The organism is Micromonospora palythoicola (assembly GCF_036689795.1).
Lineage (GTDB): Bacteria > Actinomycetota > Actinomycetes > Mycobacteriales > Micromonosporaceae > Micromonospora > Micromonospora palythoicola.
On record NZ_JBAGKI010000038.1, the window covers coordinates 30,017 to 52,682 of the forward strand.

At 72.0% G+C, this 22,666-nt stretch carries 17 protein-coding genes; 16 read left to right on the forward strand and 1 reads right to left on the reverse strand.

The annotated features are described in order from the left end of the window. The first annotated feature begins 119 nt into the window (after window positions 1-119). From V5O40_RS17675 to V5O40_RS17750, 16 genes are all read left to right on the forward strand, one after another. A complete protein-coding gene (locus V5O40_RS17675; RefSeq protein WP_332906478.1) occupies window positions 120-1,298 on the forward strand; it encodes an ROK family transcriptional regulator in 1,179 nt (392 codons plus the stop codon). Then, window positions 1,295-2,869 (forward strand): sugar ABC transporter ATP-binding protein, encoded by a 1,575-nt coding sequence (locus tag V5O40_RS17680; RefSeq protein ID WP_332906479.1) that lies wholly within the window; start codon window positions 1,295-1,297, stop codon window positions 2,867-2,869. The genes V5O40_RS17675 and V5O40_RS17680 overlap by 4 nt, the downstream gene beginning before the upstream one ends. After that, window positions 2,866-3,984 (forward strand): ABC transporter permease, encoded by a 1,119-nt coding sequence (locus V5O40_RS17685; RefSeq protein ID WP_332906480.1) that lies wholly within the window; start codon window positions 2,866-2,868, stop codon window positions 3,982-3,984. The genes V5O40_RS17680 and V5O40_RS17685 overlap by 4 nt, the downstream gene beginning before the upstream one ends. An 89-nt stretch (window positions 3,985-4,073) precedes the next feature. Then, window positions 4,074-5,126: a substrate-binding domain-containing protein gene (locus V5O40_RS17690; RefSeq protein ID WP_332906481.1), complete on the forward strand. Its 1,053-nt coding sequence runs from the start codon at window positions 4,074-4,076 to the stop codon at window positions 5,124-5,126. Between the two features lie 54 nt (window positions 5,127-5,180). Next, the gene (locus V5O40_RS17695; protein ID WP_408631904.1) at window positions 5,181-6,356 is read left to right on the forward strand and encodes a Gfo/Idh/MocA family protein; all 1,176 of its coding nucleotides are present in this window, start codon (window positions 5,181-5,183) and stop codon (window positions 6,354-6,356) included. 500 nt (window positions 6,357-6,856) lie between these two features. Continuing rightward, entirely contained in the window at window positions 6,857-8,017 is a 1,161-nt protein-coding gene (locus V5O40_RS17700; protein ID WP_332906482.1) for an inositol-3-phosphate synthase, read from the forward strand. After that, entirely contained in the window at window positions 8,001-8,978 is a 978-nt protein-coding gene (locus V5O40_RS17705) for an SCO3242 family prenyltransferase (RefSeq protein WP_332906483.1), read from the forward strand. The genes V5O40_RS17700 and V5O40_RS17705 overlap by 17 nt, the downstream gene beginning before the upstream one ends. Then, window positions 8,975-9,922 carry a sugar phosphate isomerase/epimerase family protein gene (locus V5O40_RS17710; RefSeq protein ID WP_332906484.1) on the forward strand — a complete coding sequence of 316 codons (948 nt, stop codon included), beginning with the start codon at window positions 8,975-8,977 and terminating at the stop codon, window positions 9,920-9,922. The genes V5O40_RS17705 and V5O40_RS17710 overlap by 4 nt, the downstream gene beginning before the upstream one ends. Before the next feature lie 70 nt (window positions 9,923-9,992). Next, window positions 9,993-10,610 carry an EboA domain-containing protein gene (locus V5O40_RS17715; protein WP_332906485.1) on the forward strand — a complete coding sequence of 206 codons (618 nt, stop codon included), beginning with the start codon at window positions 9,993-9,995 and terminating at the stop codon, window positions 10,608-10,610. After that, the gene (locus V5O40_RS17720) at window positions 10,610-11,461 is read left to right on the forward strand and encodes a TatD family hydrolase (protein WP_332906486.1); all 852 of its coding nucleotides are present in this window, start codon (window positions 10,610-10,612) and stop codon (window positions 11,459-11,461) included. The genes V5O40_RS17715 and V5O40_RS17720 overlap by 1 nt, the downstream gene beginning before the upstream one ends. Continuing rightward, entirely contained in the window at window positions 11,461-12,798 is a 1,338-nt protein-coding gene (gene eboE / locus V5O40_RS17725; RefSeq protein WP_332906487.1) for a metabolite traffic protein EboE, read from the forward strand. The genes V5O40_RS17720 and eboE overlap by 1 nt, the downstream gene beginning before the upstream one ends. Next, the gene (locus tag V5O40_RS17730) at window positions 12,795-14,183 is read left to right on the forward strand and encodes an alkaline phosphatase family protein (RefSeq protein WP_332906488.1); all 1,389 of its coding nucleotides are present in this window, start codon (window positions 12,795-12,797) and stop codon (window positions 14,181-14,183) included. The genes eboE and V5O40_RS17730 overlap by 4 nt, the downstream gene beginning before the upstream one ends. Then, entirely contained in the window at window positions 14,180-15,247 is a 1,068-nt protein-coding gene (locus V5O40_RS17735) for a polyprenyl synthetase family protein (RefSeq protein WP_332906489.1), read from the forward strand. The genes V5O40_RS17730 and V5O40_RS17735 overlap by 4 nt, the downstream gene beginning before the upstream one ends. Window positions 15,248-15,499: 252 nt before the next feature. Beyond that, window positions 15,500-18,340 carry a PQQ-dependent sugar dehydrogenase gene (locus tag V5O40_RS17740; protein WP_332906493.1) on the forward strand — a complete coding sequence of 947 codons (2,841 nt, stop codon included), beginning with the start codon at window positions 15,500-15,502 and terminating at the stop codon, window positions 18,338-18,340. Window positions 18,341-18,420: 80 nt separating this feature from the next. Continuing rightward, window positions 18,421-20,142, forward strand: coding sequence for a ThuA domain-containing protein (locus tag V5O40_RS17745; RefSeq protein ID WP_332906490.1), 1,722 nt, complete (start codon window positions 18,421-18,423; stop codon window positions 20,140-20,142). 204 nt (window positions 20,143-20,346) lie between these two features. Beyond that, complete coding sequence (locus tag V5O40_RS17750) at window positions 20,347-21,354, forward strand: sugar phosphate isomerase/epimerase family protein (RefSeq protein WP_269737718.1); 1,008 nt, start codon at window positions 20,347-20,349, stop codon at window positions 21,352-21,354. 44 nt (window positions 21,355-21,398) lie between these two features. Here the strand turns inward: V5O40_RS17750 and V5O40_RS17755 are convergent, their stop codons facing one another. Further along, window positions 21,399-22,577: an ROK family transcriptional regulator gene (locus tag V5O40_RS17755; RefSeq protein ID WP_332906491.1), complete on the reverse strand. Its 1,179-nt coding sequence runs from the start codon at window positions 22,575-22,577 to the stop codon at window positions 21,399-21,401. Between the last annotated feature and the right edge of the window lie 89 nt (window positions 22,578-22,666).

Below are 22,666 nucleotides of genomic sequence, written 5' to 3' on the forward strand. Positions count from 1 at the left end.
GCAAAAGTTGCCGTCAGAATGCCCTAAGGTCTGGACAGCGCAGGCCGAAGCCTCCTACTGTGTCGGGCACCACACATCGGCAGATCGTCGATGTGCACCCCGGTGGGAGAGGTGAGCCCGTGCCCAACGCCGACCCCCTGCACGTCCGGCTGTTGCGGTTGTTACGCGACGAGGGAGCACTGTCGCGGGCCGAACTCGCCGACCGGCTGGAGATGCCCCGGCCCCGACTGCTCGCCGAGTTGGAGCGGCTGGTCGCCCTCGGCTACGTGGCGGAGGCGGGCAAGGCGGCCTCCCGGGGCGGGCGGCGGTCGACGCTTGTCGAGTTGAGTCCGGAGCTGCGCTTCGCGGCCGTCGACCTGGGCGCCAGCTCGATCGACGTCGAGGTCGTCAACGGCCGACTGGAGCCGGTCGCGGCGTACGCGGAGGCGGCCGACATCCGCTCCGGCCCCAAGGCGACCCTCCAGCGCGTGAACGAGCTGCTGCACAAGGCCCGGGTGGACGGTGTCTACGAGCGACTCGACGCGGTCGGCATCGGCGTACCCGGCCCGGTCAGCTTCCGTGACGGTGTGCCGGTCTCGCCGCCGATCATGCCCGGCTGGGACCGCTTCCCCGTCCGCGAGCTGCTCACCCGCGAGCACGGCTGCCCGGCGGTGGTCGACAACGACGTGAACATCATGGCCATCGGCGAACGGCACGGCGGGGTGGCACACTCGGTCGACGACTTCCTCTTCGTCAAGATCGGCACGGGTGTCGGCTGCGGGATCTACCTCAGCGGCGACGTCTACCGGGGCACCGACGGGTGTGCCGGCGACATCGGCCACATCCAGGTGGATCCGCAGGGGCCGATCTGCTCCTGCGGCAACGCCGGCTGCCTGGAGGCGCTCTTCAGTGGCGCGGCCCTGGCCAAGGACGCCGTCGCCGCCGCGCGGGCCGGCACCTCACCCGCCCTGGCCGAACGACTGGAGGCCAACGGTGACGTCACCGCCCTCGACGTCGCCGCGGGGGCCCTCGAAGGGGACGTGACCTGCATCCAGCTCATCCGCGAGGGCGGCCGACGGGTCGGTGGCGTGCTCGCCGGACTGGTCAGCTTCACCAACCCCTCGATGATCGTGATCGGCGGCGGACTCGCCCAGCTCGGGCACATCCTGCTCGCCGAGATCCGCAGCGTCGTGTACCGCCGGTCGCTGCCGCTGGCCACCGGCAACCTGCCGGTGGTGCTCTCCGAACTCGGCCCACGGGCCGGCGTGGCCGGCGCCGCGGTGCTCGCCAGCGACCTGGCCTTCGGGGAGGCGGCATGACCGGGCACGAGGCCGTGAGCGGGACCGGCGGCGCGCCGGTCGAGACGACCACCGGCGAGGTGGTGCTGCGCCTGACCGACGTGGTCAAGACCTTCCCGGGCGTACGCGCCCTGGACGGGGTGCAGCTCGAGGTACGCGCGGGCGAGGTGCACTGCCTGCTCGGGCAGAACGGTGCCGGCAAGTCCACCCTGATCAAGGTGCTCGCCGGGGTGCACCGGCCGGACTCCGGTCACGTCGAGTGGTGCGGTGAGCGGGTCGCCTTCGCCAACCCGCAGGCCGCGATGCGCGCCGGAATCGCCACCATCTACCAGGAACTCGACCTGGTCGGCGACCTGTCCGTGGCGGAGAACGCCTTCCTCGGGCACGAGCCGCGCCGGTTCGGGTTCATCCGCCGGGGCCACATGGCCGGCCGTACCCGGCAACTCCTCGACCGGCTCGGCCACGCCGAGATCCCGCCGAGTCGGATGGTGCGGGCCCTGCCGGCGGCCGGCAAGCAGGTGGTCAGCATGGCCCGGGCACTGTCCCACGAGGCCCGGCTGATCATCATGGACGAGCCGAGCGCGGTGCTCGCCCACGACGAGGTGGAGAACCTCTTCCGGATCATCCGCGAGCTGACCGCGCAGGGCATCGCGGTCATCTACATCTCCCACCGGCTGGAGGAGATCCGCGAGATCGGCGACCGGGTGACCGTACTCAAGGACGGCCGGACCACCGCGGCGAACCTGCCGGCCCGCGAGACACCGACCAGCGACCTGGTCTCCCGGATGACCGGCCGCGACATCGAGTACGTCTTCCCGGACCGCCCCGCCGAAACCGTGGTCGGCGACGAACTGCTGCAGGTCGACGGGTTGACCCGTACCGGCGAGTTCGCCGACGTGTCACTCACCGTCCGGGCGGGAGAGATCGTCGGCATCGCGGGCCTGGTCGGCTCGGGCCGCTCCGAACTACTGGAGACGATCTACGGCGCGCGGGCGGCCGAGACCGGTTCGGTGCGGATGGCCGGCCGGGCACTGCGACCCGGCAGCGTCGGCGCGGCGGTAAAAGCCGGCATGGGCATGGCTCCCGAGGAGCGCAAGAGCCAGGCGCTGCTGCTCGGTGAGCCGATCTACCGCAACGTCACCCTGGCCACCTTCGCTCGCTACGCCCGCTTCGGGTTCACCGACATGGGTCGGGAGCGGACGGAGGCCGACCGGATCGCCGAGAGCCTGGAGATGCGCCCGCGCGACGTCCGCCGGGCGGTACGCACGCTCTCCGGCGGCAACCAGCAGAAGGTGGTGGTCGGTCGCTGGTTGCTCGGCGACACGAAGCTGCTGCTGCTCGACGAGCCCACCCGGGGCGTGGACGTCGGTGCCCGGGCCGAGCTGTACCAGGTGATCCGGCAGCTCGCCGCTCAGGGCGTCGGTGTGCTGCTGGTCTCCAGCGAGGTGCCCGAGGTGCTCGGCCTGGCCGACCGGGTGCTGGTGATGCGGGAAGGGCGGGTCGTCCGGACCGCCCCCGCCGACGAACTCGACGAACCCACGGTGCTCGACCTCGTCATGGCGGGGTCCCTGACGGAAGGCGCAGCGGCATGACCGACAGTCCGCCCACGACCAAGCTGCCGGCGCAGTCGCCGCCGGTGGACCCGGCCGAGACCGAGGCGGCGGGGCACGCCACGCCGACCGCCACGGCGGGTCCCACCGGCGGGCTCTCCTGGTGGCACGGCGACGGCGGTGAGGGCGCCAAGCGGAATCTCGCCCTGATCGGGGTGCTGCTGGCACTCTTCGCGATCGGTGCGGCCACCCGCTCGGACCTGTACTCCAACCCGGACTGGGTCTGGGCGAACATGCTCAGCATCCTCAAGCTCGCCTCGGTGGTCGGCGTGGTCACCGTCGGGATGACCTTCGTGATCATCGGGGGTGGCATCGACCTCTCGGTCGGCGCGATCGTGGCGCTGGCCGGGGTCTGGTGCACCACGGTGGCGACCCAGAGCTTCGGCGCCGGTGGAATGATCTTCACCGCGATCATCGTCGGGGTGGCGGTCGGCCTGGTCAACGGGACACTCATCGCGTACGGGCGGCTGGTGCCGTTCATCGCGACGCTGGCCATGCTGGTCGCCGCGCGCGGACTGGCCGCCGAGATCTCCCAGAAGCAGACCCAGATCTCGCAGAACAACACCATCAACGGCATCGCCAGTACCGATCTGCTCGGCATTCCGCTGCTGGTCTACATCCTGGCCGCCGTGGTGGCCGCGGGCTGGGTGCTGCTGAACCGCACCACCTTCGGCCGGCGCACGGTCGCCGTCGGCGGCAACCCGGAGGCCGCCCGACTGGCCGGCATCAACGTCAAGCTGCACACCCTGCTGCTGTACGCGCTGTCCGGTCTGTGCTGCGGCATCGCCGCCATCATGCTCACCGCGCAGGCCACCTCGGCCCAGGCGGCGATGGCGAACCTCTACGAGCTGGACGCGATCGCCGCCGTGATCATCGGTGGCACGCTGCTCAGCGGCGGGCGGGGCACCATCGTCGGCTCCCTGCTCGGTGTGATCATCTTTGCCACCATCACCAACCTCTTCGCCATCAACGGTCTCTCCACCGAGGCACAGAACATGGTCAAGGGCGGCATCATCGTCGCCGCCGTCCTGATCCAGCAGATCCAGTTCGGCAGTCTCTCCCAGTTCTTCCGTCGTAACCGGCTCACCACGAGCTGACCATCGCCGCATCCGGGCCACCCGCGCAACCGACGGTGGCCGGGCTCCCTACACCCAAAATCCCCACCACTGATAACCAGGAGGTCGTCATGACCCAGCACAGTCGCGACATGTCGCGGCGCCGGCTGCTCTTCGGCGGGGCGGCCGTCGGCGCCGGCGTACTGCTCGCCGGTTGTACCAGCAACGAGCAGTCGCCGACCGAGGCGCAGACCAAGGCGGCCGACGGCAACGCCAACGCCGAGCCCGGCAAGCAGGTGACCATCGGCTTCTCCGCGCCGGCCGCCGACCACGGCTGGATCGCCGCGATCACCAACAACGCCAAGTCGCAGGCCGCCGCGTACTCCGACGTGGAGTTCAAGACGGTCGAGGCGGGCGCGGACGCGGCGGCCCAGCGGGCCGCGCTGTCCACCCTGATCTCGCAGAAGCCCGACGTGATCGTGCTGCTGCCGCACGACGGCAAGGAGCTGAACTCGTTCGGGCTGGAGGCGATGCAGGCCGGCATCCCGGTGGTCAACCTGGACCGGGCCTTCCCCGACGCCAAGGCGTACCGCCTGCAGATCAAGGGCGACAACTACGGCATGGGCGTCTCCGCCGCGACCTTCATCGTCGAGCAGCTCAAGGCCAAGGGCGTGAGCAACCCGGTGATCGCCGAGATCGCCGGGATGGACGAGCTGGAACTGACCCAGGAGCGTACCCAGGGCTTCAACGACACCCTGGCCCAGCACGGCTTCAAGGTGAAGAACCGCCGGGCGGCGCGGTTCACCGCGGACTCCGGTCAGCAGGAGGCGAGCCAGCTGTTGCAGGCCGAGCCGAAGATCGACGCGATCTGGAACCACGACGACGACCAGGGCATCGGTGTGCTGGCCGCGATCAGCCAGGCCAACCGCGACGAGTTCTTCATGGTCGGCGGTGCCGGCTCGAAGAAGGCGATGGAAGACATCATCGCCGACAACACGGTGCTGAAGGCCACGGTGACCTACAGCCCGTCGATGGCGTCCTCGGCGATCTCGCTGGCCCGCCTCATCGGCCAGGGTCGGGGCATGTCCGACCTGGTGGAACTCCAGGTTCCCAAGGAGATTGTCCTCGCCTCCGAAACGATCACCAAGGAGAACGCGAGCGACTACCTCAAGCTCGGGTTCTGACACAACGGGGGGAGACCCACCTTGTCCACGACAAACAACGAACTGCGGGTCGGCATGGTCGGCTACGCGTTCATGGGCGCCGCGCACTCGCAGGCGTGGCGGACCGTGAACCGGGTGTACGACCTGCCGGCGCGGGCCCGGATGGCGCTCATCTGCGGCCGGGACTCCGCGAAGGTGGCCGAGGCCGCCGACCGGCTCGGCTGGCAGGAGCACACCACGGACTGGCGGGAACTGGTGAACCGCCCGGACATCGACGTGGTCGACATCTGCACACCGGGTGACAGCCACGCCGAGATCGCGCTGGCCGCGCTCGCCGCGGGCAAGCACGTGCTGTGCGAGAAGCCACTTGCCAACACGGTCGCCGAGGCGCGGGAGATGGCCGCCGCGGCGGCCACCGCCCGGGCCGGTGGAGCGCGGTCGATGTGCGGCTTCAACTACCGACGGGTGCCCGCGGTGGCGCTGATGCGCCAGCTCATCGCCGACGGGCGGCTCGGTGAGATCCGGCACGTCCGGGCCACCTACCTGCAGGACTGGATCGTGGACCCGCAGTTCCCCCTGGTCTGGCGGCTCCGCAAGGAGGTGTCGGGCTCCGGCGCGCTGGGTGACATCGGCGCACACATCATCGATCTGACCCAGTACGTCACCGGACAGCTGATCAGCGGGGTCAGCGCGGTGACCGAGACCTTCGTCAAGGAGCGGCCGTTGCCGGCCGAGTCGAGCGGGCTGGCGGCGCAGGCCGACGGGGCCGGGGCCGCCACCGGCCCGGTCACCGTCGACGACGCGGCGATCTTCGTGGCCCGGCTGGACGGCGGGGCACTCGCCACGTACGAGGCGACCCGGTTCGCCACCGGACGCAAGAACGCGCTCCGCGTGGAGATCAACGGGTCGCTGGGCAGTGTCGCCTTCGACCTGGAACGGCTCAACGAACTGGAGTTCCTCGACGCCACCCGGCCCGCCGCCGAGCAGGGGTTCAGCCGGATCCTGGTGACCGAGGCCGAGCACCCGTACCTGTCGGCCTGGTGGCCGCCGGGACACATCATCGGGTACGAGCACTCCTTCACCCACCAGATGCGCGACTTCATCGAGGCGGTGGCGACCGGCACCGACCCGTCGCCCTCGTTCGCCGAGGCGTTGCAGGTGCAACTGGTGCTGGACGCGGTGACCCGTTCGGCCGAACTGGGCTCGTCCTGGGCCGCGGTGGAGCCGTCACTGGCGCCGGTCGCCGCCTGAACCACCTCCGGAGCCGACCGGCGAGGGCCGGCCACGGTTGCGCCCCGTGGCCGGTAAGGGTCGGGTCCGGAGGTCGTGCCCCGGGCGACCGGCGGCACGAGCAATGCGGTTCCTCCGGTGCGGCCGGACCGGGATTCCCCGGCAGCACCGGAGGGCCGCCGCCCATCGAGCGGTGCACCGAACGTCCACCTGGAGACTCCCGCCGCCAGGCGGACCGCGTCCGACGAGTCGTCCGATCGGGACATCGTCGTCCCGACCGGGCCGGATGCGGGGGAGGCAGGGGCGAGACGCCGACTGTCCCTGCCTGCCAGCCCCGTCCGTCCGACCCATCCGGTACGCCGGCCCGGCGTCGTCGCCGCCGACCTCGACGCCGGCCGGCGAGTCGCACCGGAGCGGGCGGCGGACGGGGCGCATCGGCATAACCCGTATCTTTTTCAGCTTTTCCCTGATATCAAGGTTCAATCGATGCATGTCGGTTCCTGGGCACCGGAAGGAGCGCTATGCGTACAGGTGTCTGGCTGGTGGGGGCGCGTGGCTCGGTCGCGACCACCAGCATCGTCGGGGCGCTCGCGCTGCGTGCCGGGCTGACCGGGCCGACCGGCTGCGTCACCGAACTGCCCGGGGTCAGCACCCCCGCCCTACCGGGCTTCGCCGACCTGGTCTTCGGCGGCCACGACGTGGTCGCCACGCCGATCGCCAAGCGCGCCGAGGCGCTCGCTGACGCCGGTGTGCTGCCGGCCCGCCTGGTCGCCGCGCTGCCCGAGGAACTGGCCGCCGTGGAACGGGAGCTACGCCCCGCGCCCACCGGTGGAACCCAGGCCGACCGGGCCGCCGCGATCGTCCGCGACCTCACCATGTTCCGCCAGCGACACGAGCTGGCCCGGGTGGTGATGGTGAACGTCGCCGCCACCGAACCGACTCCGCCGGCACATCCCGGGCACGCCGATCCGGACGCGCTGCGCGACGCCCTCGGCGGACCGGACGAGGTGCTGCCCCCCAGCTCGCTGTACGCGTACGCGGCCGTCACGGCGGACTGCCCCTACGTCGACTTCACCCCGTCGACCGGGCTGCGGCTGCCGGCGCTGACCGCGCTGGCCGAGCGCCACGGCGTGCCGTACGCCGGCCACGACGGCAAGACCGGCGAGACCCTGCTCAAGTCGGTGCTCGCCCCGATGTTCGCGATGCGCCACCTCGCCGTCCGGTCCTGGTCCGGGCTCAACCTGCTCGGCGGCGGCGACGGCGCCACCCTGGCCGATCCCGACGCCAACGCCGCGAAGGTGCGCAGCAAGCAACGGGTGCTCGGCGAGACGCTCGGCTACCTGCCGCAGGGCGACACCCGGATCGGCTACGTCGAGGAACTCGGTGACTTCAAGACCGCCTGGGATCTGATCACCTTCGCCGGTTTCCTGGGCACCGGGATGCGGCTGGAGTTCACCTGGCACGGCTGCGACTCGGCGCTGGCCGCCCCGCTCGTGCTCGACCTGGCCCGGCTCACCGCCGCCGCGCACGCCGCCGGCCGTACCGGTCCGCTCGACGACCTGGCCTTCTTCTTCAAGGACCCGCTCGGCACCGTGACCCACTCGCTGGCCGACCAGTGGACCCGGCTGTGCGCGTTCGCGGACGGCCTCGACGCCGGAGACACCGATGTCGCGCGTGGCTGACCTGGCCGACCTGGTCCGTGCCCCGGCCGCGCTCTCCGTGCCCGGTGACGTGGTGGCCGGTGCCGCCGCGGCCGGCGCCCTCGGTCCGCGTACCCCCGCCCTCGCCGCCGCGTCGGTGCTGCTGTACTGGGCCGGCATGGCCGCCAACGACTGGGCCGACCGCGAGCTGGACGCCGTGGAACGCCCCGAGCGGCCGATACCGAGCGGCCGGGTCAGCCCCGGCCTCGCGGTCGGCCTGGCCACCGGTCTGACCGTCGCCGGTGTCGGGCTCGCCGCCGCGGCCGGCGGCCGGCGGGCCACCGCCGTCGCGCTACCGCTGGCGGCCGCCGTGTGGGGGTACGACCTCGTGGCCAAGAACACCGCCGCCGGTCCCGCGGTGATGGCCACCTGCCGGGGGCTGGACGTGCTGCTGGGCGCCGCCGGGGGCCGGACGGCGCGGGCCCTGCCGGCGGCGGTCACCGTCGCCGCGCACACCTGGACCGTCACCGCGCTGTCCCGCCGGGAGGTCAGCGGCACCGACCGGGCCCTGCCGCTGCGCACCCTCGCCGGCACCGCTTTGGTCGCCGCGAGCGCCGCGCTCCCGCCCGACCGCCGGCTCACCGCGAGCGTCTTGCGGTCCGGTGGCCCGGCGAGGTCCGGCCGGCGCGCCCCTGTCGTCCGCACCGACGGTGCGCGAACCGGCGACGTCGGGAACGGTCGGCGTGTTCTCGGTACCGTGGCGGTGGCGCTGCCCGCCGTGCTCGCCGCCTGGTACGCCGCCCGCTACGGCACCGCCCAGGCCCGGGTGGTGGCCCAGCCCGCCGCCGCACGGGTCCGTTCGGCGGTCGGCGCCGGCATCACCGGCCTGCCGGCCCTGCAGGGGGCGCTGACCGCCCGCGCCGGGTCGGGACTGCTCGGACTGGCGGTGGCGGCGGCCGCGCCGCTGGGCCGGCGGCTGGCCCGGAAGGTCTCACCGACATGACGGCCGCCGGCACCGACACCACCGCCGACGCACTGCGGTTCGGGTACGGGACCAACGGTTTCGCCAACCACCGCCTCGACGACGCGCTCGCGGTCATCGCCGACCTCGGCTACTCCGGTGTCGCGCTCACCCTGGACCACGATCACCTCGACCCGTTCGCCCCCGGACTGGCGGTGCGCGTCGACGCCGTCGCTCGCCGGCTCGCCGACCTCGGCCTCGGCCTGGTGATCGAGACCGGTGCGCGGTTCCTGCTGGACCCCTGGCACAAGCACGCCCCGACGCTGCTGCACGACGACCCCACGCTGCGGATCGAGTTCCTGCGCCGGGCAGTGGCGGTCGGCGCCGATCTCGGTGCCGAGGCGGTCTCGTTCTGGGCCGGTGTCCGGCCGGACACGGTCACCCCGGCGGTGGCCTGGGACCGTCTGGTCGCCGGCTGCGCGGCCGTCGTCGAGGCGGCCGAGGCCGTCGGGGTGACGCTGGGGTTCGAACCGGAACCGGGCATGCTGGTCGAGGACATCGCCGACTGGCGTCGGCTGCACGCCGCCCTCGGCTCACCGGCCCGCCTCGGCATCACCCTCGACATCGGACACTGCCGGTGCCTGGAGCCACGGCCGGTACCCGACTGTGTCCGTGACGTGGCCGCCCACCTGGTCAACGTGCAGATCGACGACATGCGGCGCGGGGTGCACGAACACCTGGAGTTCGGCGCGGGTGAGATCGACTTCCCGCCGGTGCTGGCCGCGCTGCGCGAGATCGGCTACCGGGGCCTGGTGGCGGTCGAGCTGCCCCGGCACTCGCACGCCGCACCCACCGTCGCGGCCCACTCGCTGGAATTCCTGCGGACCGCCGCCGCGGCCGACACCGCGCGGCCCGCCCGCTGCTCTGCTTCGACCGGCGCACCATCAGGCGTCCGCGCTCCGGACGACGACCGACGCGTGGAGTGAAGCAGAGCACAGGACGCAGGCGGTAGCACCGCCACGGCCGTCGACGGCGGCGGACGAGGGAGGAGACGCGATGACAGCGGACGAGCTGCGGGTGGCCCTGCGGGGCGTACCCGATCCGGACTGGTTGGCCACGGCCCTGGACCGCGTCGCGGCCGAGCCCACCGCCATCGCGCGGTTCTTCCCGGCGGCCGGCCGTCGCTGCGGCCGACACGACCTGCCCGACCTGCCCGGTTGGACCGCCGACGAGGCGGCCCGGGCCCTGCTGCTGGCCAGCCTGCCCGCCGACCACGCCGAACAGGCCGAGGCGCTCTACCGCACCGGGGACGCCGCCGAGAAGCGGGCCGTGCTCAAGGCGTTGCCGATGCTGCCGATCGGCACGGCCGGTACGCCGCTGCTGCACGACGCGATCCGCACCAACGACACCCGGTTGGTCGCCGCGGCCCTCGGCCCGTACGCCCGCCACCTCGACCCGGCGGCCTGGCGGCAGGCCGTGCTCAAGTGCGTCTTCACCGGTGTGCCGCTGGCGGCGGTGGCCGACCTCGACGCGCGCGCGGACGGGGAACTGGCGGAGATGCTCGCCGCGCTGGCCGCCGAACGCCGGGCCGCCGGCCGGAGCATGCCCGCCGACGCCACCGAACTGCTGGACCGGCTCACCGCCGCCAGCCAGCCCCAGCCCAGGGAGGTGTGATGCGGATCTTCGACCCGCACATCCACATGACGTCGCGCACCACCGACGACTACGAGCGGATGGCCGCCGCCGGCGTCCGGGCGGTGGTGGAGCCGGCGTTCTGGCTGGGCCAGCCGCGTACGAACGTCGGCTCGTTCACCGACTACTTCGACTCGTTGGTCGGGTGGGAGCCGTTCCGGGCCGGGCAGTTCGGGATCCGCCACCATGCCACGATCGCGTTGAACCCGAAGGAGGCCAACGACCCGCGCTGCCGGCCGGTGCTCGACGAGCTGCCCCGCTACCTGGAGAAGGACGGCGTGGTGGCGGTCGGCGAGATCGGCTACGACTCGATGACGCCCGAGGAGGACGAGGTCTTCGCCGCGCAGCTCGCCCTGGCCGTGGCGCACGACCTGCCGGCGATGGTGCACACCCCGCACCGGGACAAGGCCCGGGGTGTCGAGCGCAGCCTGGCCGTGGTCGCCGAGTCCGGCATCGCGCCGCAGCGGGTGGTGCTCGACCACCTCAACGAGACGACCGTGAAACTGGTCCGGGACACCGGCTGCTGGCTCGGCTTCTCCATCTATCCGGACACCAAGATGTCGCCGCCGCGCATGGTCGAGCTGCTCAAGGCGTACGGGACCGAACGGATGCTGGTCAACTCGGCCGCGGACTGGGGGCGCTCCGACCCGCTGCTCACCCGGGCCACCGGCGAGGCGATGCTCGGTGCCGGTTTCACCGACGACGACGTCGACCGGGTGCTGTGGCGCAACCCGGTCGAGTTCTACGGGCAGTCCGGCCGGCTCGACCTGACCGACGATGACCTGGCCGAGCCGACCTTCGCCGGCAACTCGATCCTGCGCGGCGGCAGCTGATGCGGCTGCGGCATCCCGGCGGGGCCACCGTCCACCTCGGGTACTGCACGAACGTGCACCCCGCCGAGGACCTCGCCGGCATCGTCGCCCAACTGGACCGCTACGCGGTGCCGGTCCGCGAGACGCTCGGCGCCGACCCGCTCGGCCTGGGCCTGTGGCTGGCCGCCCCGGTGGCCGCCGAACTGGCCGCCGATCCGGCCGCCCGTCGCCGGTTGCGCACCGAGTTGACCGTACGCGGGCTGGAGGTGGTCACCCTCAACGGCTTCCCGTACGCGGCCTTCCAGGCGCCGGTGGTCAAGCGGGCGGTGTACCGTCCGGACTGGACCACGGACGACCGGCTCGGGTACACCCTCGACCTGGCCCGGGTGCTTGCCGACCTGCTGCCCGACGACGCCGCCCGCGGCTCGGTCTCCACCCTGCCGCTGGCCTGGCGGGCGCCGTGGGACCGCAGCCACGCGGAGGCCGCCCGTCGCCGACTCGACCAGCTCGCCAGCGGACTCGCCGCCGTCGAGCGGGAGACCGGCCGGCCGGTGCGGGTCGGCTTCGAACCGGAGCCCGGCTGCGTGGTGGAGAGCACCCCGCAGGCCGTCGCCGCCCTATCCGGAATGGACACCGACCGGCTCGGGATCTGCCTGGACCTGGCCCACCTCGCCTGTGCCTGGGAGGAGCCGGCCGCCGCCCTGGCGCGGCTGGCCGGTGCCGGCCTACCGGTGGTCAAGGTGCAGGTGTCCGCCGCGCTGGAGGCGACCGACCCGGCCGGTGACGCCGCCGCCCTGCGCCGCTGGGTCGAGCCGCGTTTCCTGCACCAGACCCGCACCGCCGGCTGCGCCACCGCGACCGGCAGCGCATCGACGGCCGCGACCGACGCCCGACCGGCCGCCGGCAACGGGGCCGCGCCCACCGCCGGACCGGGGCTCGCCGATCCGGCGGATCCGGGCTGGGCGGCCGACGATCTCGACGTCGCCCTGGACGCCGCGCTGCCCGGACCGTGGCGGGTGCACTACCACGTGCCGCTGCACGCCCCACCGGAACCACCGCTGGGCTCGACCCTGCCGGTGCTGCGCGCCGCGCTGGCCGCGCTCTTCAGCGGTCCCGCCGCCGGGTGCGACCACCTCGACGTCGAGACGTACACCTGGGGAGTGCTGCCGGTCGCGCGTCGGCCGCGCACCGACGCGGAGCTGGCCGCCGGGATCGCGGCCGAACTGGCCTTCACCCGGGACGAGTTGGTCGCCCTGGGACTGACCCCGCAGTCGCCATCGGAGGTGGTCGCGGTGAGCGCGAGGAGTGAGCCGGTGTTGCGAGCCCCGCAGTCGCGAACAAGGGGGATCAGAGCATGAGTCGGCAACTGGTGGTGCTCGACGTGGTGGGGCTGACGCCCCGACTGCTGGCACACATGCCCCGGCTGCGCGCGGTCGCCGACGCCGGGTTCCGCGCCGAGTTGGGCACCGTGCTGCCGGCGGTCACCTGCTCGGTGCAGTCGACGTTCCTCACCGGTGCCCTGCCCGCCGAGCACGGCATCGTCGGCAACGGCTGGTACTTCCGGGACCTCGGCGAGGTGCTGCTCTGGCGGCAGCACAACGCGCTCGTCGGTGGGGAGAAGCTGTGGCAGGCCGCGCGCCGCGCCCGGCCCGGCTACACGGTGGCGAACGTCTGCTGGTGGTACGCGATGGGCGCGGACGTGGACTGGACGGTCACCCCGCGACCGGTCTACCACGCCGACGGTCGCAAGGAGCCGGACTGCTACACCGACCCGCCGCAGCTGCACGACGCGCTCACCGAGCGGCTCGGCACCTTCCCGCTGTTCACCTACTGGGGGCCGGGTGCGGGCCTGCCGTCGTCGCGCTGGATCTGCCGGGCGGCCGAGCAGATCCTCACCGGGTACTCGCCCGACCTGACCCTGGTGTACGTGCCGCACCTGGACTACGACCTGCAACGCTTCGGCCCGTCCTCGCCCCGGTCGGCCGCCGCGGCGGCGGAGCTGGACGGCGTGCTCGCGCCGCTGCTGGACGCCGCGCAGGCCCGCGACGCGACGGTGGTGGTGCTGTCGGAGTACGGCATCACCGAGGTGTCCCGGCCGGTGGACGTCAACCGGCTGCTGCGCGCCGAGGGGCTGCTGCGGGTGCACACCCAGGTGGGCATGGAGTACCTCGACCCGTGGACCTCCCGGGCCTTCGCGGTCGCCGACCACCAGATCGCCCACGTGTACGTGCGTGACCCGGCCGATGTGCCGGCGGTGGCGAAGCTCTGCGCCGGGCTGCCCGGGGTGGCCGAGGTGCTCGACGCCGACGGCAAGGCGGCACACGGGTTGGACCATCCGCGCTCCGGCGAGCTGGTGCTGGTGGCCGAGCCGGACGCCTGGTTCACGTACTACTACTGGCTCGACGACGCGCGGGCACCCGACTTCGCCCGGCTGGTGGAGATCCACCGCAAGCCGGGGTACGACCCGGCGGAGCTGTTCTTCGACCCTGCCGGACCCGGTGCGGCGAAGCGCCGGGCCGCCACCGCGCTGGCCCGCAAGAAGCTCGGGCTGCGGTACCTGATGAACGTGGTCGGGTTGGACGCCGGCGCCCGGGCGGTCCGGGGCTCACACGGCCGGCTGCCCGCCGATCCGGCCGACGGGCCGGTGCTGCTCTGCTCCGACGCGTCGGTGGCCCGGGACCGGATAGCCGCCACGGAGGTGAAGGGGCTGCTGCTGGAGCTGGCCGGAACGGAGGGGCGGTGACGGTCGCCGCGGCACCTGTCGACGCCGCCGGGTTGCGGGCCCGCTTCGACGCCGAGCTGACCGCCTTCCTCGACCGGCAGGATCCGGACTGGCCCGACGGCGCGCCACGGGGCGTCTTCACCACGTTGCGCCGGTTCGTGCTGGCCGGCGGCAAGCGCCTGCGACCACTGTTCTGCTACTGGGGCTGGCGCGGCGCGGGCGGCCCGGACGGCACGCCGATCGTGGCGGCCGCCGCCGCGCTGGAGCTGTTCCACGCCTTCGCGCTCATCCACGACGACATCCTGGACGGCAGCGACCGTCGCCGGGGTGAGCCCTCGGTGCACCGGATCTTCGCCGACCTGCACGCCCAGTCGTCGTGGCGGGGCGATCCCGAGGCGTACGGGCGCAACACCGCCCTGCTCTGCGGTGACCTCTGCGCCGCCTGGTCGGACCAGATGTTCCACGAGTGCGGGCTCAGCCCCGACCAGGTGCACCAGGGGTACGCCATGTTCGCGCTGATGCGTACCGAGGTGATCGCGGGGGAGTATCTCGACCTGGTGTCCGGGGTGGGCGACGGGTCGGTGGCCAGCGCGCTCACGGTGATCCGGATGAAGGCGGCCCGCTACACGGTCACCCGGCCGTTGCAGATCGGCGCCGCGCTGGCGGGTGCACCCGTCGAGCTGCTGGACGCGCTGGCCGAGTTCGGCGACCCGCTCGGGGACGCCTTCCAGCTCCGCGACGACGTGCTGGGGGTCTTCGGTGACCCGGCGGTCACCGGCAAGTCCGTACTGGACGATCTGCGCGAGGGCAAGCCGACGGTGATGATGGCGCTGGCCCGCGACGCCGCCGACCGGGCGCAGGGTGCCCGGCTGCGCGAGCTGTTCGGCAATCCCGACCTGGACGCCGACGGCGCCGCCGAGCTGCGCGAGATCATCGAGTGCACCGGGGCCCGCCGGAAGATCGAGCAGATGATCCAGGTTCGTGCCGAGGCCGGGTTGGCGGCGCTGGAACACACCGAGGTGTCCGCGGAGAGTCGGACCGCCCTGATGCAGCTGGCCGCTCAGGCCATCGACCGCCAGCGCTGAGCGGCACCGCGGCGGCGCGGTGTCGGGCGGCTTTTGACCGAACTGACGAAAGTCTGTATCTGGCCGGCAGAAGATATAGACATATAGACGAATGACGCTTAGTGTCGTCGCTAGCACCGAAATGTTTCGTCGAGGTGAACCGGCGGCGCGGGACCCCCCTCGGCACCCCCCGCTTCGGCATCCGGCGCGACGGCGCGCGCCCCGCCCTGGCAGAAGCACTCGTCAGGAAGGGACAGCACAGCGATGTCCACCATGCGCACCACCCACCACCCCGCACGGTGGTCCACCAGCGCCTCGGCGCTGCTCCTGGTCGCCACAGCCGGCACCGTTGCCATCGCCGGCCCGACCCCGGCCCGCGCCCACCCCATCGTCGCCAGCGACTTCCAGCAGGTCACCCTCGCCAAGGGCGTGGCCGAGGTCGGCGAACCGATGACCCTCGCGGTACTGCCGGACCGCTCGGTCCTGCACACCGCCCGCAACGGTACCCTGCGCCGCACCGACGCGGCCGGCACCACGACGGTGATCGGCACCGTCCCGGTCTACACCCACGACGAGGAGGGCCTGCAGGGCATCGGCGTCGACCCGAACTTCGCCAGCAACCGGCACATCTTCCTCTACTACGCGCCGCCACTGTCCACCCCGAGCGGGGACGCCCCGGCCACCGCCAGCGACTTCTCCGCCTGGCAGGGGGTCAACCGGCTGTCCCGGTTCACCCTCAACGCCGACTTCACGCTCAACCAGTCCAGCAAGGTCGACGTCCTCGACGTGCCCGCCGACCGGGGCATGTGCTGCCACGTCGGCGGCGACATCGACTTCGACGCGGCGGGCAACCTCTACCTGTCCACCGGCGACGACACCAACCCGTTCGACTCTGGCGGCTACTCGCCACTGGACGAGCGCACCAACCGCAACCCGGCGTACGACGCCCAGCGCAGCGCCGCCAACACCAACGACCTGCGCGGCAAGATCCTGCGCATCAAGGTCAACGCCAACGGGTCGTACTCGATCCCGGCCGGCAACATGTTCGCCCCCGGCACGGCCCGGACCCGCCCCGAGATCTACGCGATGGGCTTCCGCAACCCGTTCCGGATGGGCGTCGACAAGGCGACCGGCGTCGTCTACGTCGGCGACTACGGGCCGGACGCGGGCTCCACCTCCGCGCGCGGGCCCAGCGGGCAGGTGGAGTTCAACCGGGTCACCGGCCCCGGCTTCTACGGCTGGCCGTACTGCACCGGCACCAACACCACGAACGAGACGTACGCCGAGTGGAACTTCGCCAACGGCACCGCCGGTCCGAAGTACAACTGCACCGGTGGCGCGACGAACAACTCGTTCCGCAACACCGGCCTGACCACCCTGCCGGCCGCCAAGCCGTCCTGGATCCGCTACGCCGGTGACGCCGGCAGCCCGCCGGAATTCGGCGGCGGCTCCGAGTCGCCGAGCGGTGGCCCGGTCTACCGCTACAACGCGGCGTCGACGTCGACCACCAAGTGGCCGCAGAGCTTCGACGGGCTGTTCTTCGCCGGTGAGTTCGGCCGAGGCTGGATCAAGCCGATCCACGTCAACAGCGACGGCTCGGTGGGCGCCATCGACGCGTCGTTCCCGTGGAACGGCAAGCAGGTCATGGACATGGCCTTCGGCCCGGACGGTGCGCTCTACGTGCTGGACTACGGAACCGGCTACTTCAACGGCGACGCCAACTCGGCGCTCTACCGTTACGACTACGTCGCCGGAGGCAACCGGGCACCCACGGCGGTCGCATCGGCGAACCGGACCTCCGGGGTCGCCCCGTTGAGCGTGAACTTCTCCTCGGCCGGGTCGTCGGACCCGGAGGGTGGGGCGTTGACCTACTCGTGGGCGTTCGGCGACGGCACCACCTCCACGGCGGCCAACCCGAGCAAGACCTACACCGCCAACGGCAGCTACACCGCAACGCTGACCGTCCGCGACCCGCAGGGCGCCACCGGCACCGCGAGCGTGCAGATCCGGGTCGGCAACACCGCGCCGACGGTCACCATCAACGGCCCGGTCAACGGATCGCTGTTCTCCTTCGGCGACACCGTGCCGTTCAGCATCACGGTGACCGACCCGGAGGACGGCACCATCGACTGCACCAAGGTCAAGATGACCTACGTGCTGGGCCACGACAGCCACGGCCACCAGATCACCTCGCGCAACGGCTGCTCAGGCTCGATCACGATCCCGGTGGACGGGGAGCACGACTACGCGGCGAACATCTTCGCCATCTTCGACGCCGAGTACACCGATGCCGGCGGGCTCACCACGCACACCCAGCACACCCTGCAGCCCCGCAGCCGGCAGGCCGAGCACTACAAGACCTCCTCCGGCATCGCCACCTTCGACAAGGCGGCCGCCGAGGGCGGCAAGACCGTCGGCAACATCAACAACGGCGACTGGATCGCGTTCGAGCCGTACCGGATCAACAACGTGACGTCGTTCAGCGCCCGGGTCTCCTCGGCCGGCTCCGGCGGCACCCTCCAGGTACGCGCCGGCTCGGCCACCGGCACCGTGCTCGGCTCGGCCACCGTCCCGGTCACCGGCGCCTGGGACACGTTCACCACGGTCACCGGCACCATCAGCAACCCACCGTCCGGCACCACCACGCTCTACCTGACCTTCGCCGGCACCGGGACCGGCTCGCTCTACGACCTGGACTCGTTCACCTTCACCACCGGCAGCGGTGGCACGGGCGGAACCGGTCCGATCGTCGGCCTGGGCGGTAAGTGCCTGGATGTGCGCAACGCGGCGACGGCGGACGGTACGCAGATCCAGATCTACACCTGCAACGGTACGGCCGCGCAGACGTGGACGGTGACGCCGAACTCGACGATCCGGGCGTTCGGCAAGTGCCTGGACGTCGACGGTGCCGGCTCGGCGGACGGCACGAAGATCCAGTTGTGGACCTGCAACGGCAGTGGTGCGCAGAACTGGTCGGCGCAGTCCAACGGCACGTTGCGTAACCCGAGTTCGGGCAAGTGCCTGGACGTGTCGAGCAACAGTTCCGCCGACGGGCAGGCCGTGCACCTGTGGACCTGCCACACCAACGCGAACCAGCGCTGGGTCCTGCCCTGATCCGAGGAGGGGCCCCTGGTCAACGCCTAGGGTGGGAAACAGGGGCCCCTCCTGACACCACCAATCGTTGGGAGAGCGACATGCGCAGACTCCTCCGAACCACCGTCGGCCTGGCCACCGCCGCCCTCGCCGTACTCGCCTGCACCACCCCGGCCACCCCGGCCAGCGCCGCCGACGCCCCGTACGACGTGCTGGTCTTCTCCAAGACGGCCGGCTTCCGGCACGACTCCATCGCGGTGGGCACCCAGACCATCCGCGACCTGGGCGCGGCGAACAGCTTCACCGTCACCGCCACCGAGGACGCCGGCGTCTTCACCACCGGCAACCTCGCCCAGTACGAGGCAGTGATCTTCCTCAACACCACCGGCGACGTGCTCAACAACAGCCAGCAGAGCGCCTTCGAGTCGTACATCGGCGCCGGTGGCGGCTACGTCGGCGTGCACTCCGCCGCCGACACCGAGTACGGCTGGTCCTTCTACGGCAACCTGGTCGGGGCTTACTTCCGCTCCCACCCGGCCATCCAGCAGGCCACCGTCCGGGTGGAGAACCGGGCCCACGCGGCCACCGCCCACTTGCCGCAGAACTGGGTCCGCACCGACGAGTGGTACGACTTCCAGAGCAACCCCCGCGCCAACGCGCGGGTGCTGGCGAACCTCAACGAGTCGACGTACTCGGGCGGAGTGATGGGCGCCGACCATCCGATCGCCTGGTGCAAGACGTACAACGGCGGCCGGTCCTTCTACACCGGCGGCGGCCACACCCAGGCGTCGTACGCCGAACCGGCCTTCCGGGCGCACCTGCTCGGCGGCATCCGGTACGCGGCCGGCCGCACCAAGGCCGACTGCCGGCCGGAGACCGGCTACACCACCCTCTACAACGGCTCGACCAGCGGCTGGTCCCAGGCCGGTCCGGGCAGCTTCAGCAACTCCGACGCCACGCTGACCTCGGTCGGCGGGATGGGGCTGTTCTGGCACAGTGCCAAGCAGTTCACCAACTACTCGCTGAAGCTGGACTGGCGGGTGGCCGGCGACGACAACTCCGGCGTCTTCATCGGCTTCCCACCGTCGAGTGACCCGAACTCCGCCATCAACAACGGCTACGAGGTGCAGATCGACCCCACCGACGCCGCCGACCGCACCACCGGCGCGGTCTACGGCTTCAAGTCCGCCGACCTCGCCGCCCGGGACGCCGCGTTGAACCCGGCGGGGGAGTGGAACACCTACGAACTGCTGGTGGAGGGGGAGCGTCTCCAGGTCTTCCTGAACGGCGCGAAGATCAACGACTTCACCAACACCGACCCGGTCCGGTCGCTCGCCGGGCACATCGGCATCCAGAACCACGGCACCGGCGACGATGTGTCCTTCCGCAATATCCGGATCAAGGAACTCGGCGGCTCGAACCCGCCGCCGGGCGGTGACGTCCGCACCGGCCGGATCACCGGGTTGGCCGGTAAGTGTCTGGATGTCCGTAACGCGGGCACGGCCGACGGTACGCAGATCCAGATCTACACCTGCAACGGTTCGGCGGCGCAGACGTGGACGGTGACGCCGAACTCGACGATCCGGGCGTTCGGCAAGTGCCTGGACGTCAACGGTGCCGGCTCGGCGGACGGCACGAAGATCCAGCTCTGGACCTGCAACGGCAGCGGTGCGCAGAACTGGTCGGCGCAGTCCAACGGCACGTTGCGTAACCCGAACTCGGGCAAGTGCCTGGACGTGTCGAACAACAGTTCCGCCGACGGGCAGGCCGTGCACCTGTGGACCTGCCACACCGGCGCCAACCAGCGCTGGGTGCTGCCGTAACCGAGTGGCTCCACCGCCCGCGACCCGCCTAGAGTGAGGAACGGCGACCGCGAGGTGGCCGGTGAGTCGACGGGAGGCGCAACCCGTCGGCCCCAGACGCGAACGCGTCCACCGGCACACCGTCGAGGCCGTCACCCATCCGGTCATCCCTCGCCCCGGTCCCGTAGGAAACGGAATCCCCAACACGACAGGGGAAAAGGACACATGGCGCGACCGATCACGCTGTTCACCGGCCAGTGGGCCGACCTTCCGTTCGACGAGGTGTGCCGGCTCGCCGCCGAGTGGGGCTACGACGGCCTGGAGATCGCCTGCTGGGGCGACCACTTCGAGGTCGACAAGGCCATGGCCGACGACTCGTACGTCGAACGCAAGCGGGAGACGCTCGCCAAGCACAACCTCCAGGTCTTCACGATCTCCAACCACCTGGTCGGCCAGGCGGTCTGCGACCACCCGATCGACGAGCGGCACCAGGGCATCCTGCCCGCCCGGATCTGGGGCGACGGCGAGCCCGAGGGGGTACGCCAGCGGGCCGCGGAGGAGATCAAGGACACCGCCCGCGCGGCGGCGAAGCTCGGCGTGGACACCGTCGTCGGCTTCACCGGCTCGTCGATCTGGCACACCCTGGCGATGTTCCCGCCGGTGCCGCCGGAGATGATCGAACGCGGCTACCAGGACTTCGCCGACCGGTGGAACCCGATCCTCGACGTCTTCGACGAGGTCGGGGTGCGTTTCGCCCACGAGGTGCACCCCAGTGAGATCGCGTACGACTACTGGACGACGAAGCGGACCCTGGAGGCGATCGGCAACCGGCCCGCGTTCGGGTTGAACTGGGACCCGTCGCACTTCGTCTGGCAGGAACTCGACCCGGTGAACTTCATCTTCGACTTCGCCGACCGGATCTACCACGTCGACTGCAAGGACGCCAAGGTGCGTACCGGTGACGGTCGTCGCGGCCGGCTGGCCTCGCACCTGCCCTGGGCGGACCTGCGCCGTGGCTGGGACTTCGTCTCCACCGGCCACGGTGACGTGCCGTGGGAGGACTGCTTCCGGGCGCTGAACGCCATCGGCTACTCCGGCCCGATCTCCATCGAGTGGGAGGACGCCGGGATGGACCGGCTGGTCGGCGCACCCGAGGCGCTCCAGTTCGTCCGCCGGCTCGCCTTCGACGCACCGTCGGCCGCCTTCGACGCGGCCTTCAGCAGCAAGGACTGAACGCCTCCGGCCGCCGGGGGCCGGCCCGCAGCCGGCCCCCGTGGTCAACCGGCGCTGAAGACGTGCTCGCTGGCCAGGTACGCCGCGCCCACCACGGCGGCCCGGCCCGCCAGGTCGGACAGGACGATCGGCATGGTGCCGGTGGCCAGCGGCGCCGACCGCCGGTAGACCACGCCACGGATCTCGGAGAGCAGCAGGTGGCCGAGCCCGTCCGGTGCGCCGCCGATCACCACCATGCCGGGGTTGAAGAAGCTGACCAGGCCCACCAGCACCCGACCGAGCCGACGGGCGGCGTCGCGGACGAGGAGCTGGGTGGCCGGATCCCCGGCGGTGGCGGCCACGACCACGTCCGCGACGGTGAGCGAGCCCGCCTCGGCGACGCGCGCGGCCAGCACCGGGGAGCGGTCCGACCGGGCCACGGCCAGCGCCGCCCGGACCAACCCGACGTCCCCGCAGTACGCCTCGAGACAACCGGCCTCCCCGCAGGCGCAGGGCGGCCCCTCCTCGCCGAGCGGTAGGTGCGCGATGTCGCCCGCGCTACTGGTCGCGCCCCGGTAGAGCGATCCGCCGAGCACCAGCCCGCAGCCGAGCGCGGTACCGAGCTTCACGTAGAGGAAGTCCTCGACGGTACGGCCGATGCCGGCGTGCCGCTCGCCGAGGGCGAGCACGTTCGCGTCGTTGTCGACGAGCACCGGGCAGCCCAGTTCGGCGGCGAAGGCGTCCCGGACCGGAAAGCGCTGCCACCGAGGCAGGACGGCCGGTGCCGTGGAGGTGCCGCCGTCGACCGGCCCGGGAAGGGCGACACCGACCCCGGTGAGTTCGGTGACGCCCAGCTCGGCGCGGAGCTTGTCGACCAGCTCGATGGCCCGGCCGATCACCGGCTCCGGCCCCTCGCGTACGTCCGCGACCTCGCTGGCCTCGGTCAGCACGTTCAGCTCGCCGTCGGTGACGGCGACGGTGACCCGGTCGGTGGCGACCACCACGCTGGCGAAGCGCACGCCGCCGGAGAGGCGCAGCAACGACGACCGGCGCCCGCCCCGGGACGCCGCCGGCCCGGCGGTTTCGACAAGCCCGCGGGCGACGAGCCCGTCCAGTTCGGTGGTGAGGGCCGTCCGGGACAGGCGCAGCAGGTCACCCAGCTCCACCCGGGACCGGGGGCCCTCATCCCGCAGCAGCCGGACCAACCGTGCCTGCTGCGGATTCTCCGGCCGGACCAGGGCCATCTCGACCACCTCCGGACGAAGTGTTCCACGCCGGTGTTTCGGACCAGTGGCCAACCGAAGCCGACAGCGTCAACGCCTGGCCGCGTCGG

Excerpts from the sequence above, each read along its gene's own strand:
- V5O40_RS17680 (WP_332906479.1), top strand. The coding sequence starts at position 1,295 with ATGACCGGGCACGAGGCCGTGAGCGGGACCGGCGGCGCGCCGGTCGAG.
- V5O40_RS17685 (WP_332906480.1), top strand. The coding sequence starts at position 2,866 with ATGACCGACAGTCCGCCCACGACCAAGCTGCCGGCGCAGTCGCCGCCG.
- V5O40_RS17690 (WP_332906481.1), top strand. The coding sequence starts at position 4,074 with ATGACCCAGCACAGTCGCGACATGTCGCGGCGCCGGCTGCTCTTCGGC.
- V5O40_RS17695 (WP_408631904.1), top strand. The coding sequence starts at position 5,181 with ATGGTCGGCTACGCGTTCATGGGCGCCGCGCACTCGCAGGCGTGGCGG.
- V5O40_RS17700 (WP_332906482.1), top strand. The coding sequence starts at position 6,857 with ATGCGTACAGGTGTCTGGCTGGTGGGGGCGCGTGGCTCGGTCGCGACC.
- V5O40_RS17705 (WP_332906483.1), top strand. The coding sequence starts at position 8,001 with ATGTCGCGCGTGGCTGACCTGGCCGACCTGGTCCGTGCCCCGGCCGCG.
- V5O40_RS17710 (WP_332906484.1), top strand. The coding sequence starts at position 8,975 with ATGACGGCCGCCGGCACCGACACCACCGCCGACGCACTGCGGTTCGGG.
- V5O40_RS17715 (WP_332906485.1), top strand. The coding sequence starts at position 9,993 with ATGACAGCGGACGAGCTGCGGGTGGCCCTGCGGGGCGTACCCGATCCG.
- V5O40_RS17720 (WP_332906486.1), top strand. The coding sequence starts at position 10,610 with ATGCGGATCTTCGACCCGCACATCCACATGACGTCGCGCACCACCGAC.
- eboE (WP_332906487.1), top strand. The coding sequence starts at position 11,461 with ATGCGGCTGCGGCATCCCGGCGGGGCCACCGTCCACCTCGGGTACTGC.
- V5O40_RS17730 (WP_332906488.1), top strand. The coding sequence starts at position 12,795 with ATGAGTCGGCAACTGGTGGTGCTCGACGTGGTGGGGCTGACGCCCCGA.
- V5O40_RS17740 (WP_332906493.1), top strand. The coding sequence starts at position 15,500 with ATGCGCACCACCCACCACCCCGCACGGTGGTCCACCAGCGCCTCGGCG.
- V5O40_RS17745 (WP_332906490.1), top strand. The coding sequence starts at position 18,421 with ATGCGCAGACTCCTCCGAACCACCGTCGGCCTGGCCACCGCCGCCCTC.
- V5O40_RS17750 (WP_269737718.1), top strand. The coding sequence starts at position 20,347 with ATGGCGCGACCGATCACGCTGTTCACCGGCCAGTGGGCCGACCTTCCG.
- V5O40_RS17755 (WP_332906491.1), bottom strand. The coding sequence starts at position 22,577 with ATGGCCCTGGTCCGGCCGGAGAATCCGCAGCAGGCACGGTTGGTCCGG.